Genomic DNA, 14281 nt, shown 5'->3' with positions numbered 1-14281 from the left:
TGTCTAGCAACTTCAAGAGTAAACAAATAAAAAATCGGACAGTTTATTTTAGCTTTTTTTCAAAGTTCACAATTATTCAGTAGGCATTATATAATTTTTTATTTTTTTCATTATAAATCTACTTTCTTACTAAAATTATTAGTATACACTTTCTATTAAATCTAACCCAGTCAAATAACGAATTTTAACCTGACCATAGTACCATAGTCAGGTTAAAATCATATAGATATTTTGTTATTATTCAAATACAAAACAAGATACACAGCTACTACTTCTTGCGTTGTGCTTTTCATAACGAAATAATTTATTCTTCATCTTCACCAAAGAAGAACAAAGCGACATCCATATCTTTTTGTTTAATTATTCCTTGCCATTTGTTCACTTCATTCATTAATTCAGCCTTCTCGTAAGGTACTTGTTTAAATACAATATTTCCATCTTCTAATATCATATAATGAGCATCTTTAGTAGGATCGTCTGGTCTTCTATAAGAGATACTCCCTGGATTCAACCACAATTTATCATTAGCTACATAATGTATTCCTTGTCTATGAGTGTGACCAAAAATAATTCTTTTCTCAAAGTCACCTTGTAAGGCGCCAGTATAGTGTTCATCCCAAAACTGATCAAAATGATACTCACTCTGAATAGTTTCATATGAGTTTTCTTTCCACTGGTGTTGAAGTACATACCCTGTATTGCCTAAATCAAATGAAATTGTTTTAGGCAGTGCTTTTAAATAATCAATATCTTCTTTATTTAAAATATCCGCGTTATGATGAATCCATTTAAATTCGTCCTGTTCCACACCTTGTTCTATTTGCTCCCAAGTTTTGATCATATGATCGTCGTGGTTTCCTCTAACGCTTGTAATATTATAATCTTTAACCATTTCTAGTACTTCTTTAGGATAAAGTCCATAATCCACATGATCTCCTGCACACAGGATCTTATCTACATCTTTTTCACTTTCCAAAATTTTGCGTAAAGATACAGCGTTGCTATGAATATCTGATAGCAAAAGTATTTTCATAATACACCTCTAACAACTTAATAGATTTCTAATATAGATTTAAAATAAATAATACTATACATTTATAACAGTTATGTGCCTTTGCAAATTTTTTAGCTTTCGTCTTCAACGATCTCGTCAAAGAACTCTCTTACTTTCGGCACATCTAATCCTACAATAACTTGAACAGCTGTTCCATTACGAACAAGTCCGTGTGCTCCACCGCTTTTGAAAAATGCGTCATCCAAAATTTTATTTTCGTCAGCGACTGACACGCGAAGCCTAGTTGCACAATTATTAATATCTGTTATATTTTCTGAACCTCCTAAACCTTCTAAAAAGTGGGTCGCTTTTTTAGCGTTGGGGTTGTTACTTTGTCTTACTGGAGAAGCGCCACTAGTAACTGAATTTTGTTCATCACCTGCTTCTGCGGCTTTTTTATTTTTATAATCCTTTTTAGTATGCAATTTTACTTCTCCGGTATCATCTCGCCCAGGAGTTTTGATATTAAATTTTAATATTGACCATCGGAATACAAGGAAATATAATGCCGAAAATGCTAAGCCGACGATGAAGAAAATAACAATAGCGTTCATGTGGTTCGTTGATAAAGGTATAATAAACCTTGGGAAAAATGATATTAACCCTCCTCCTAGAACAAGCGAAACGCCAAGAGCATAAACTGTCATAGCCATTGCTGCAGCAAGTAAACAATATACAACATACAGCTGTGGAGCCAAGAATAAGAAAGTAAATTCAAACGGCTCTGTTATCCCAGTTAAAACAGCAGTAACTGCGGTTGGAATAACTAAAGCAATTGTTTGTTTTCTTTGTTCAGGTTTAGCCGTCGCAATAAATGCTGCACCAATTCCAATCGGGGCAAATACTTTAGGCATACTATTTAAACCAAAACCAGCTTGTGGAACTAAATCTCTTAAAGTACCGTTATAAGATGAAATATCAGCTAAATTTTCAAACCAAAAATTGGTTAATCCGCCATCAACAACAGCAGGACCGTATTTAAACGGTTGTGCAATAAAATGATGAAGACCTGTTGGAATCAATATTCTTTCTAAGAAAACAAAGGCCCCTACGCCAGCTGTCCCACTGCCAGCAATTAAATCTTGTAGTTGGAACATATAGCCCTGCAACATTGGCCAAAGCCAAGCGGTTAAAAACGCCAAAGGTAATGTAACTATAAAGCCAATAATAACCACAAACGCAGACCCTGAAAAAATACCAATCCATTCAGGAAGCGCCGCATCATAAAATTTATTATGTAGCCAAATAACCATACCTGAAATTAAAAGAGCTCCAATAATGTTAGTATCTAAAGTCTCAATACCACCAATAGCTTTTACGCCAAGCGCCTCAGTATCATTAAGATCTACACCGAAGTTCCAGACTTGTAATATCGCGTTAATGAAAGCATTCCAAGTCATATAAATGATAAATGCCTCTAAAGATGCCCGGGCATTTGCTTTTTTGGCCAAACCTATCGGTAAGCCTATAACAAATAATAATTCCATATGGTCAAAAACAACCCAACCACCGGCCTCAATAACTGACCAAAGATCAGTCCAAAAAGTCCCTTCTGTTGCCAGTCCACCCATAATTTCTGGGTCCTGGAACACAATAGCAAATGCTAACACTATACTATTAAAAGCAAACAGCAAAACTGGGGCAATCATTGCTCCACCAAAACGTTGTATCTTTTTCATCATTTTATGTTTAACTCCTTTTCACCTTATTTATTGATAAAAATCGGAAAGCGTTTTAAATATTTATACTATACCTGCTTACTAATGTCAAACGTTTATCAAAATAAATTATCATCTTATAATAAATAGTATGTTAGCAGTAATGAATTAATGATTTCCGGTTGACATACAGTGCACATTAGACTATCTTTAAGTTGTAATTGATTTGCAAACAAGTTATTACATCTTACATATAAGATTCCAATGATTATACATAAACTGATATTAGCTAATAAGCTTTTAATTAAAAAAGGAGAATAAAATTGGCCATTAAACTTACAGATGTAGCTAAAAAAGCTGGCGTTTCTTCGACGACAGTTTCACGAGTGATTAATAATTATGGTTCACTTAGCCAAAAAACAATTAATAAAGTCCACGTTGCAATGGAAGAACTTAATTATCAACCCAACTCCCTTGCCCGTTCTCTACAGGGGAAAAATACACAATTAATCGGACTTATTTTTCCAACAATCGCTCACCCTTTTTTTGGTGAACTTGTAGAACAGCTAGAGACCAAGCTTTTCGAACGTGGCTATAAATCTATTCTTTGTGATAGTTCCCAAAACAAAGAAAAAGAACGCAACTATTTAAAGATGTTAGCCGCAAACCAAGTAGATGGGATTGTTGCTGGATCACACAATTTAGGAATTGAAGAATATGAAATGGTTGAACTACCTATTATTTCATTTGATCGTTATTTAGCTGATAATATCTCTATTGTAGGTAGTGATAACTATCAAGGTGGATACATCGCAACAGAGACGCTTTACAAAAATGGAGGAAGAAAAATTGGCATTATTGCAGGTAGTAATGTTTCAGATTCGCCCACTAATGACCGCTTAAATGGCCATTTAGCATTTTTAAAAGAGGTTGGGCTGGAACCTAATATTTTTTATTTTGCTCCATTTGAAAATTCATTAGCGTTAAAAAAAATGAAAATTAAACAAATTTTGCTAAATCAAAATATCGATAGTTTATTCTGCACAGACGATTTAACTGCTACCCTAGTCATTAATATTTGTCGTGAGTTAAATATTGATATACCTTCGCAATTAAAAGTTATTGGCTATGACGGCACTCAATTTATGCAAAATTATTTTCCAGATTTAGCAACGATCGTTCAACCTATTCAAGAAGCTAGTGACCTTCTAGTTGATTTATTAATACAACGAATCACTCAACCGGAAATTCCTTTAGAGAAAACATATAAATTACCTATTAAAGTTTTAACTGGAAGAACAGTTTAGCAATCGCTCAACTATAAAAAATATTCAAATTGGTGTTAGGTTAGTTTTATGGACACGTTTTTGTAGAGTACTATAATATTCTATGAAAGGATGTCCGTTTATGACACAAAGATACAACCAAGAAACAAGAGAATTGATTCTTCAATTAAATGAACAAGGACAAAGTGTTCCTTCTTTGGCACGTGAATATGGGATTTCAGAAGCAACGATATATAACTGGAAAAAAGCGTATACCCCGGATGAAGAAACCGGCAAAAGTCAGGCAGATATTCATCAAATGGAGAAGGAAATGCATCGTATGAAACAGGAGATTGATATCCTAAAAAAAGCTATCACCATATTCACGAAAGAGTAAGTGATGACACGTTGATTTATGAAATTATTGATGAAGAGCGTCAAGAATACCCCGTACGTACATTAACGAACGTACTCGAGGTATCGAAGTCGACTTACTATGCCTCCAAGAACCGTTGTCCGAGCCGAAGGAACCAAAAGAATGAACAATTAAAAGAAGAAATTCTACAGATTTACGAGAAAAGCAAGCACCGTTATGGCGCGCCCAAAATCACGCATAAGTTAGTCCAATACGGTTGGAAAGTGAGCTTAAAACGCGTCCAACGATTGATGCGAGAACTTGGTATTCGTTCCATTATTCGAAAAAAATATCGTCCAGCAAGCAATCATGAAAAAGTGGAATCTCGTGAGAATCTCTTGAAACAAGATTTCTCTACGACTTCGATCAACCAAAAATGGAGTGCAGATATTACCTATATTCATACGCAAAAAGAAGGCTGGACTTACTTGGCTTCTGTCATGGACTTATATTCTCGTAAAATTATTGGCTATTCTTATGGTAAACAGATGACCACTCCGATTGTAGTGGAAGCTTTTCAGCAAGCCATGCAAAATCAACAATTAAAAGATGGTAAGGGACTCATCTTACAAACAGATTTAGGCACGCAATATACGAGCTATGAATTTGAAAATCTTCTCCTACAATGTCACATCAATCATTCTTACAGTCGCAAAGGAACGCCCTATGATAATTCAGGGATTGAATCTTTTCATGCGACCTTGAAAAAGGAAGAAGTTTATTTGAAGCACTATAGAAGTTTTGACGAAGCCCGTCTCGCTTTATTCCAATATATTAATGGTTGGTACAATCGCGAACGGATTCATGGAAATATCAACTACCTGACGCCCCAGCAAGCGGAAGATCAAGCAAAAATGTTGGCATAGGTCTAGAGTTTCCCCACACATTTTTTTGAGGAACTTATCCACGAGGCCTCCTTGTCATCGTTTCCGCTTAATGTCAAATACGTTTTTCCATTTGATATTAAGCGGAAATGATGACATTCTCTAGAGTGGATTCGTTTCGAAAAAAGACTCTCAAAAAATGTGTCCAGAATATTGACGTAAATCCAAATCCTTTTTAAAGTAAATGATAAATATAAAAGTATATATTTAAAATAAACTGAAAGATTGAAATAAGGTAAAAAAGCTGCGAAGAAATGTTCTTCGCAGCTTTTTGAATTTACTTATTACTTATTCTTCTATAGAATAAATTTTTATAGTTTGTTCAATACAAATACTGAATATCACTTGCTATCGTTGGATAATTAAAGAGCGTCTGACTAACTTCATTTGCAGAATATTCATGCTTAATCAGTAATCTCAAGTAATTAATCATTTCATCAGCTTCCATACTCAAACAAGCAGCACCCACCACCTGATCTTGCTTTTGATCGATGACTAATTGTACTAGAGGTTGTTTTTCATGTTGTCTTTTATAAGTGATCCATTCTTCTACATTGACAGTTCTCACTTGATATCTATCGGTATCTTCTTCTGCTTGTTGCGCAGTGACGCCTACTTGCGACAACTTTGGTAAAGAAAAAATGATTGTCGGAACTAACGGGTAACCAATCTCTTTGTGATCACCTAAAATTTGATCGACTACATAGTTTGCTTCAAAACCTGCAACTGGCGTTAACTTAGGCACAGGAGAAGCTGCTGAATCCCCAACGGCGTAAATATGTGACACATCTGACTGTAAGTGTTCATTTACTTTAACGCCTTTACTTGAATATTCAACACCTATTTGATCTAGCCCTAACTGATCCACATTAGCAATTCGACCAACTGCAGCAAATACCCTATCCGTTCTCTTATCAAAATCATTGCCTATTACTCGATAACTTGTATTGTCCTTTTGAATTTCAGTGATTTCTTGATCCAAGATGATCTCTACACCATTTTCGGATATTTGATCGCAAAGGGTCTGTACTAATTTTTCCGGAAAAGCTTTCAATGGACGATTATTATGATGAATCAGTGTCACTTTTGCTCCTGCAGAAGATGCGATTCCGGCAAGTTCAAAAGCAACATATCCGCCTCCCAATATAGTAATACTTTCTGGCATTTCATCTAAATCTAAAAATTCATTACTCGTTTGCAAAAATTCTTTCCCTTTAATTTCTAGAATTCGTGGCCGTAAACCAGTAGCAATAATGACATTTTGAGCTTCAATTGTTTGCTGTCCAATTTCTAAAGTGTGTTGATCGACAAATTGCGCATGACCAGTAATTGTTTCAATGCCATTATTTTTTAAACTCTCATGAGTCCCTGGACTTATTTGTTTTGTATAACTTCGCTTATTCGCCATTAAATCGGGCCATTCGATTGAACTTTGTGTATTTAATCCTTGCCCTGCTAAAAGATCAGCCTGTTCTTTTGCTTCTACTGCTGTATATAAAATCTTTTTCGGATCACAACCACGGTTAGGACAAGTACCTCCCCATAAATCTTCCTCTACAATCGCTACTTTTTGTCCTTGGGCTTTTAAAGAAGAAGCAGCTGCCGTTCCAGCTGGGCCAGCACCAATCACAACAGTATCATATTTCTCTACCATGAATCTCACTCCTTATAAAATAATGATTCTCTTTAGCATGCTAAGTTCTCTATAATTATAGCGCTTTCAATTATTTAAACAACAATTATTCCGTAATCCTTTACAAATCCCCATCGCTATAATTCATTTTATCATATTTACTAAAATACGTTTATTCTCAGCTATTAACTAAACTTTTTCGTTCAAACATCGACCTAGCTCAGTCTAAATAAAGGAAACTTTATTAAACTTCCCTTCTTTTTAAGACTAATAAAGATTCCTTTAGTGGTCTTTCCCTCTTTTTGAATAAAAAGAAGGCTAATTTGATTTACTTACATTCATTTTACACTGAATGAAGGGAACTTTTATTAACTTACCTTCTTTATAGAACTTCTTCATGATAAATTCATCAATAAAAGTTTGCTAGACCAAATAACAGATTCATAAAAAAATAGGCCATTAACTATCTGCAAGCTGTTAATAGTCCTATATCAGTGTTTATAAATGTTTTGAACCTATAAACCAAATTCCTTATCTACTTTTCCAATTATCTGTTGTCGTGCCATTCCCAATCGGCGTTTAATTTCATCACTAGATACACTTTCGCCATTACTTTCTTCTAAACTTTGGACTGCTTCATAACAACCCTTCTCGTCTTGCAACCGGCCCAAAATTGTTTGCCGCATAAAAGTTGTTACAAAAACTCCTTCAAATTCAGCTAACTCTTTAATTTCTTGATATTGTTCATCTTTAAAACGTAATGAAGTTACAACCATAATCAACACCTTACCATTAAGCGAAGCTTGATTTAATTTTTCAATTGATTTTTATCCAACTAAATTTTCAGCATCTTTTGAAAATATTCAATGTTATACTTTCCCACATATTATATCAACGTCAATGATGCAGTTCATGTTTTACCAATCGTTTTTGCTTTCTTTCCGCTCTCTCTGTCTTTATATCGAAGACCTTAGGTAAACTAACAATTCCAACTAGACTTTCTAACAAATCTTTTTTTACTTCTATCACATTTTCAATAATAAATCACCTTCCTTTCATTTTTAATTTTACCAGACCTTTCCATGCATACTTATGTCTCTTTTAGCTATTATAACACGAATCACACGCTCATTTTTAATAACCTTGCTTTTCATTTCGTTATATTTCTAAGTAAAAACTACGAAGGAAAATCCTCCGCAGTTTTATTTATTCTACATTTCGATGTCGTGCTTCCATATCTTCGTTTGTTAAACCCAATTCATCTTTTAGCATCATAACAATCACATCAAAAAATATAAGTAATGCTTGTTCAAACTGGTTTCCCATTGTTTGATTAGTAGCTACATAATCATCTTCTGAATGGTAAACTGCCTTATAAGCCATAGAAGGAACTTTAATCACAATATCAGCAATTGAAAGGAGATATCCTTCTGATGAAGGAGTAATGAGCAATAAATTAGCTCCTGCTTGTTTGGCATTATTACAAATCACATTTTCATGAGAGACGTCTGCACTTCCGCAGGCACAAATAAATAGATCACCTGGTCTAACTTCTGGCGTTGTATCATCCCATAACCAATGCGCTTCCTTACCTAAATGCATAAGACGCATCGCAAACTCTCGTGTGGAAAGCCCTTCTCGTCCTGCCCCTAAAAGAAAGATCCGTTCCGTTTTTTCGATACTATCTAGAAGTAGTCTTACGTCTTCTTCATTCATTTTGGCAAAGACTTGCGATAATTCATCTAAAGCATTTTTTGTTAGTTTTTGAAAATTATCCATTTTTCCTCCGCTCCCATTGCGTCCTCCAAACTGCGCCTCTTTAACACCTAAGCGCTGCAGCGCCCGTACGATAGGCTGAGTAAAACGAGAAAAATCTTGGTAAGAATCATGATCATTATCTCCTATAAAACCATAAATCAATGTCCCTTGATCATGGTAGACTGAACCTCCACCTGAAGAACGACGAACCAAATAAATTTGTTCTTTTTCCAGGTAGTTCAAATTAACTTCAGCAAAGGCGTTTTGATGTTTGCCGATAATGACAGCTGGTTGGTTGATATAAAAACGCATAATTGATTCGTCTAGTTGTAATTCATTGGCTAAAAAACTAGCAATAGCATAATTATATCTTGGATCACGTACTTCTTTTCCATTACGTTTTTGGTCAAATAAATACATTCGTCTACTCCCTATTAAATAAACAAACGAGATTTCACTAAACCTCGCTTGGATTGTTCTTATTCGTCTTCATCAAAATCTTCGATGGATTTATCCATATCTAAATATTCGTCATAAATTTCAGCTAAAGTTCCATCTTCTGTATTTTCGATAATTGATTCATTTAAAGCCTCTCTTAACTCATCTGAGCCTTTTGGCACAACCAAAGAAGCAGGTACATCTTGCACGGTTTCATCTAACACACGAACAGGTAATGGTTCCGGTTGTTTATCTAAATAGTCTTGTTGGCCGACATCGCTACCTAGATAAAAATCCGCACGATCTTCTGTAATCAATTTAACCGCTTCGTCCACATCGTCAATTGGGACAAGTTCTCCGCCAAGTTCTTCTGCCTCTTGTCCAGATGAAGTCGACACACTTTGGGCCGCCCGCTTGCCGTCTAGATCATCTAAGGTTTGAATGTCGCTATCTTCAGCCACAATAATCCCCCATACTTTGTCAAAATAAGGGACGGTGAAATCATACTGTTCTGCCCGTTCTGGTGTTTCACTCAAGCTATGCATCGCTACATTAATACGATCGCTATTTAAACTCTCCAAAATGGAACCAAAAGACATTTCCACAAACTCTGCTTCCACATCACCATCTAAGTCTTTGACAAGTTCTTTGGCCATATCGACCTCATAACCAACTAACTCCTCGGTATCTTCATCATGATAATTACTTGGTGGATAGCCGCCCGTAATCCCAAATCGAAGCACTTCAGTCTCTTGATCTGCGGAAGAATCAGTAGCCGCTAAATCTTCTTCTGAAGCTCCTTGATTTTGGCAAGCAGTTAAAAATACCAATGATACAGCCGCTAATGCCGTCAATTTTCCTAATAAACGTCCTTTTTTCATCTCCAACCTCCTAAATTAATACAGAAAATAAAACTGTTTCACACTTTTAAAGTTATTATATTATCTGTTAGTAAGTTGTCAACGGTTAAATAATTGACATAACGAATAAAATAAAGAAATAGCTTTTACAGCAACTGTTGTAAAAGCTATTTCTTTCTGTACTAATTATATAAATTTTTTTATTACCAAATGCCTAATACTTGTTGCATCAAAAGACTAACCAACATAATACTTACCCAGCAACAAAAACCTAACAAAATAGGTTTGCCACCAGATTTAATCAGACGAACAATATTGGTGTTTAGACCGATGGCTGTCATCGCCATTGTTATAAAGAATTTACTTAAGGCTGTTAAACTAGCAGTTATTTCGGTATTTAACTGAAAAACAGTACTTACAATGGCTGCTAATAAGAAAAATAAGATAAACCAAGGAAAGGTTTGCGATAATTTAACTGAGACTTGGCTACTTTTTCGCGAACGATAAAAGGCTAATATCAAGGTAATAGGAATAATCGCAAGCGTACGCGTTAATTTTACAATCGTTGCATAGTTTAAAGCGACATCACTGGCACGACTAGCGGCCCAGGTTTGCCCGGCAGCAACTACAGAAGATGTATCGTTAATCGCTGTGCCTGCCCACATGCCAAAACCGATATCATCTAACCCTAAGAAATCACCAAATATCGGGAATAAAAAGGCTGCTAAGACATTAAATAAAAAAATCACCGAAATGGATTTTGCAATATCTTCGTCTTTAGCATCAATTACCGGTGCTGTAGCTGCGATAGCTGAACCACCGCAAATTGCAGATCCTACGCCCACCAAGATAGAGACATTTCCTGGAATTTTCATCCATTGACTTACAAAATACGCCACAATAAGTGCGATACTGATCGTAGCAATAATAATCAGTAGCGACTGTTTACCTACCGCAAAAATTTGAAAAAGGTTCATTCCAAACCCTAGTAACACAATAGCAAATTGCAAGATCTTTTTTGAGGTGAACTGAATTCCAGGCTCAAACCCACCACTTCTAGGAAATAACGCAATAACCATCCCTAGTAAAATACCAAAAACTGGTCCGCCAATAATAGTAAATTTATCCCCTAAAAAATTGGCCACAAGAGCAAGCAAAAAAGATAAAAGGATCCCTTGATAATTTTTCTTAATAAAAGCCATAGCTAGTTCTCCTCATTCATTTTTTGTAACCATTCGATTCCTAAAGGAAACCAGCGTGACATATGTTCGTCCATTCGTTCTTTATTGACCACACTTGTCCACTTGTTAGCTAAAGCCATCCCATGACCTCCTGTAGCAAATTCATGCATTTCAAATGAAACATTATTTTTCGCTAGCGCTTGAGCATATACATGAATATGGTCTAAAAATGGCGTCACTTGGTCATCAATAGCTCCCCAGATAAAGGTTGGTGGTGTAGCTGATGATACAAGTTGTGAAACATCTTCGCTAGTTACGCCCATTTTTTCATCTAAAGTCGGTGTAATGACCGGATAACCTAGAAAAGTAAATTGTGCTAATGTATCCGGTTGATTGGAATAGGCTGCGGCTAATTGTCCTCCGGCTGAGAAACCGATAATTCCTAGTTTGCTAGGATCTACTTGGAACTGGCTTGCGTGATCTACAATATAAGAAAAAGCTTGTGTTATTGCTTCTTTAGCTGCAGTATAACTTTTTTGATTTTCCACAGGATAATTGACGACAAAAGCTTGGAAAGCTTGCGTAGCAAACTTTAAGGCCACTCTTTCTGTGTCTCGTTCTTGCAGTTTTTTGTAACTTCCTCCTGCGATAATAACAATGCCAGGAAGAGCTACGTTGGTATTACTTTGATAAATTGTTAATGACGAATCGTTCGCTTCATTAAGTACAACATTTTTGATATCCATTTGCTTTCACCTCTATGATATTTATTCGTAAGTTTAGCTTACTAAATAAACGAAAATCCAGCAAATATTATAAAAAACTGGGACATGACTAAAAACAAGAAAAATACCCGAACTATATCCATTGGGAACTGACCCGCTTTCGCTCATTTGCGCCAATTAAGCGTTCGATCGCTCTCTTTATAGTTCGGATATTTTATTATAAAGCTTATACCCTAGCTTCTGATTCAATGATTCTCTAACTTCATCTGGTTTTTATATGCTTGACCATCCGATGTTAAATAAAAGCCACTTTCTGCTCTTTCCACATAATTCTTTTTCATTAATTTATCTAATAATTTTTCGGTTTGAGATTCAGACCATTCTAATTTTTCACTGAGATCTATCGCTTTAAATACTTGAGTAACTGGCAAGTATAAAACTAATAAATTTATTTGATATAATTTTCTTAGTTGGTATCGTCTAACCTGCTTTCCAATAAGACCATTAGGATAAAAAATAAAAGTGAACATGAAGGTGATAAAAGCTACTGTCGCACACATACCTGGCATCGACATATTTAATTCAATAGCAATCATATAACCAACAACACTATTAATAGTTCCATAAATCATTGAAAGAAGAATCATCGCATACAATCTTTTGGCTAATAAATAAGCACTTAATACAGGAGCAACTAAAAAAGAGATGACCAAGATTGAACCCACTGCATTAAAAGCCACTACAGTCGTAGTAGAGACTAAAGTCATTAAAATAAAATGTAAGAATGAAACAGCTATTCCAATAGAAGCGGCATATTGGGCGTCGAATGTAGAAATCTTTAATTTTTGATAAAAAAAGACCACAAATAAAAGATTAAGTAAGAAAACGACAGACATTTCAACAAACGAACGAGGAAGTGTTAATCCAAAGATTGTCAAAGTATTTAAGGAAGCAAAAACAACTTCACCACTTAATACAATATCAATATCTAGATGAACATTTCTCGCAAATTTTGAAATAATAATAATGGCAATAGCAAAAAATAGAGGAAACACTAAACCAGTCGCTGCGTCATTTTTTAAGCGGAACTTTTTAACTAAAGCTTCAATCGCATAAACAGTCAAGACCCCAAATAAAGCGGCTCCGATAAATAAAAGAGGAGAATCTAGATCATGAGAAACAAAATACCCAGCAACAATACCCAATAACACTGTATGAGAGATAGCATCTGATACCATTGCTAAATTCCTTAAGACAAGAAACACTCCTACTAAACTACAAGCTAGAGCAGTAATGACTAATACTAGCAACGCTCCCATTATTTTCTCCCTCCTTTTTTCTTACGAACCATTCCTAGGAGTAATCCCTTAGGAGAAAACAGGATAGAAAAAATAGCAAAAACAGACATCGCCAATATAATCATTGGTCCTGTAGGAATGCCTTGGACAGTCGAACTAATATAAGTACCAATGAATGCTGAAATTCCTCCAACAACACCGGCAATGAACAGCACAACAGGAAAACGGTCACTCCATTGCAAGCCGGTGATACCTGGGGCAATTAACATACTACTAATTAAAATAGCTCCCACCGCTTTTAAGCCAACTGCAATTAAAACCATCGACATAATTAAAATCAACCAGTTTAAAAAAGAGGCATTAATACCTACAGAACGAGCAAATTGTTTATCAAAAACAAAAATTTTAATCTCTTTATAAAAAAATAATAAAAGCGAGATGGCTAGAATAGCTGCTAAAATAATAAGATAAACATCATTACGCATTAAGTAAGCTGCTTGTCCAAAAATATAATTTTGCAAACCAGCTTGAGAAGCATCCGAGAATTCTGGATTTCCTTGGATATAGCTTTTCAAAACCATGCCAAGGCCAAAAAATGAGGATAAGACAAAGGCTAAGATACTATCCAATGTGATTTTGGCATTTTTTTCTATTAATTGAATAGAAAAAAATGCCACTACCCCAGAAAAAAACGCTCCTAACGCTAAAATAATCGGATCCCTTAGCTGAAACAACATAAAACTAATCACAATCCCTGCAAAAGAAGAATGACCAACAGCATCACCAATTAATGCCTCCTGATTATAGCTAATTTGTTAATTTACCAACATTTATTCGATCTATTTGTTAAAATAGATGCAAGGCTTTTTACAGTAAGGCCATTATAATCGTGCACTTGTTGTTGCATAGGAGGATTCTCATGTACAAATCACAACCTTACATCCAAATTTCTTTTGAAGATTTCAACCAGCCTTTAGGCCTTCATATGAATCCAGAAAACCGTTGGGTAAAAAAAGCGGAACGAATTCCTTGGAGCGCATTGGAAAAAGACTATGCCAAAAACTTTCCTAATCCCAAAGGTAATGTGGCCAAGTCGCTACGTATGGCGTTAG

General features: G+C 35.3%; 12 protein-coding genes and 1 pseudogene. 3 read left to right on the top strand and 10 right to left on the bottom strand.

Annotated elements, in window-relative coordinates:
- Positions 1-304: 304 nt before the first annotated feature.
- Positions 305-1033 carry a metallophosphoesterase family protein gene (locus G577_RS0108040; RefSeq protein WP_028790774.1) on the bottom strand — a complete coding sequence of 243 codons (729 nt, stop codon included), beginning with the start codon at positions 1031-1033 and terminating at the stop codon, positions 305-307.
- Positions 1034-1125: 92 nt separating this feature from the next.
- Positions 1126-2736 carry an alpha-glucoside-specific PTS transporter subunit IIBC gene (locus tag G577_RS0108035; protein WP_028790773.1) on the bottom strand — a complete coding sequence of 537 codons (1611 nt, stop codon included), beginning with the start codon at positions 2734-2736 and terminating at the stop codon, positions 1126-1128.
- Positions 2737-3035: 299 nt separating this feature from the next.
- Here G577_RS0108035 and G577_RS0108030 point away from each other — a divergent pair, with 299 nt between their 5' ends.
- Positions 3036-4019 carry a LacI family DNA-binding transcriptional regulator gene (locus G577_RS0108030; RefSeq protein ID WP_028790772.1) on the top strand — a complete coding sequence of 328 codons (984 nt, stop codon included), beginning with the start codon at positions 3036-3038 and terminating at the stop codon, positions 4017-4019.
- 82 nt (positions 4020-4101) lie between these two features.
- Positions 4102-5258 (top strand): IS3 family transposase gene (locus G577_RS0108020; RefSeq protein ID WP_412766476.1). Its coding sequence is split into 2 segments (ribosomal slippage): positions 4102-4348 and positions 4348-5258, totalling 1158 coding nucleotides; the frame shifts between segments, so codons are not numbered across the junction.
- A 340-nt stretch (positions 5259-5598) separates the two neighbouring features.
- On the opposite strand, the gene G577_RS0108015 is transcribed toward G577_RS0108020, so the two are convergent.
- The 8 genes from G577_RS0108015 to G577_RS11290 all read right to left on the bottom strand — a co-directional run bounded on the left by G577_RS0108015 (position 5599) and on the right by G577_RS11290 (position 13981).
- Positions 5599-6930, bottom strand: a complete 1332-nt coding sequence (locus tag G577_RS0108015; protein ID WP_028790770.1) for a dihydrolipoyl dehydrogenase family protein — start codon at positions 6928-6930, stop codon at positions 5599-5601.
- Between the two features lie 494 nt (positions 6931-7424).
- The gene (locus G577_RS11300) at positions 7425-7685 is read right to left on the bottom strand and encodes a DUF6290 family protein (RefSeq protein ID WP_051176736.1); all 261 of its coding nucleotides are present in this window, start codon (positions 7683-7685) and stop codon (positions 7425-7427) included.
- A gap of 430 nt (positions 7686-8115) precedes the next feature.
- Positions 8116-9087, bottom strand: a complete 972-nt coding sequence (locus G577_RS12350; RefSeq protein ID WP_211219229.1) for a lipoyl protein ligase domain-containing protein — start codon at positions 9085-9087, stop codon at positions 8116-8118.
- A 59-nt stretch (positions 9088-9146) separates the two neighbouring features.
- A complete protein-coding gene (locus tag G577_RS0107995; RefSeq protein ID WP_028790768.1) occupies positions 9147-9986 on the bottom strand; it encodes a transporter substrate-binding domain-containing protein in 840 nt (279 codons plus the stop codon).
- 182 nt (positions 9987-10168) lie between these two features.
- Positions 10169-11167, bottom strand: coding sequence for a YeiH family protein (locus tag G577_RS0107990; protein ID WP_028790767.1), 999 nt, complete (start codon positions 11165-11167; stop codon positions 10169-10171).
- A gap of 2 nt (positions 11168-11169) precedes the next feature.
- A complete protein-coding gene (locus tag G577_RS0107985; RefSeq protein WP_028790766.1) occupies positions 11170-11892 on the bottom strand; it encodes an alpha/beta hydrolase in 723 nt (240 codons plus the stop codon).
- Between the two features lie 224 nt (positions 11893-12116).
- Positions 12117-13190: a metal ABC transporter permease gene (locus G577_RS11295; RefSeq protein ID WP_038027685.1), complete on the bottom strand. Its 1074-nt coding sequence runs from the start codon at positions 13188-13190 to the stop codon at positions 12117-12119.
- Positions 13190-13981 (bottom strand): metal ABC transporter permease, encoded by a 792-nt coding sequence (locus G577_RS11290; protein WP_081675749.1) that lies wholly within the window; start codon positions 13979-13981, stop codon positions 13190-13192. Before G577_RS11290 ends, G577_RS11295 begins: the two co-directional genes overlap by 1 nt.
- Before the next feature lie 107 nt (positions 13982-14088).
- Here G577_RS11290 and G577_RS0107970 point away from each other — a divergent pair.
- Positions 14089-14281 (top strand): annotated as a pseudogene (locus G577_RS0107970) (IS5/IS1182 family transposase); the annotation flags it as partial.

The organism is Tetragenococcus muriaticus DSM 15685 (assembly GCF_000423785.1).
Classification (GTDB): domain Bacteria; phylum Bacillota; class Bacilli; order Lactobacillales; family Enterococcaceae; genus Tetragenococcus; species Tetragenococcus muriaticus.
Note: the sequence above shows the minus strand (reverse complement) of the source record. Positions and strands in the feature narration are given on the sequence as shown.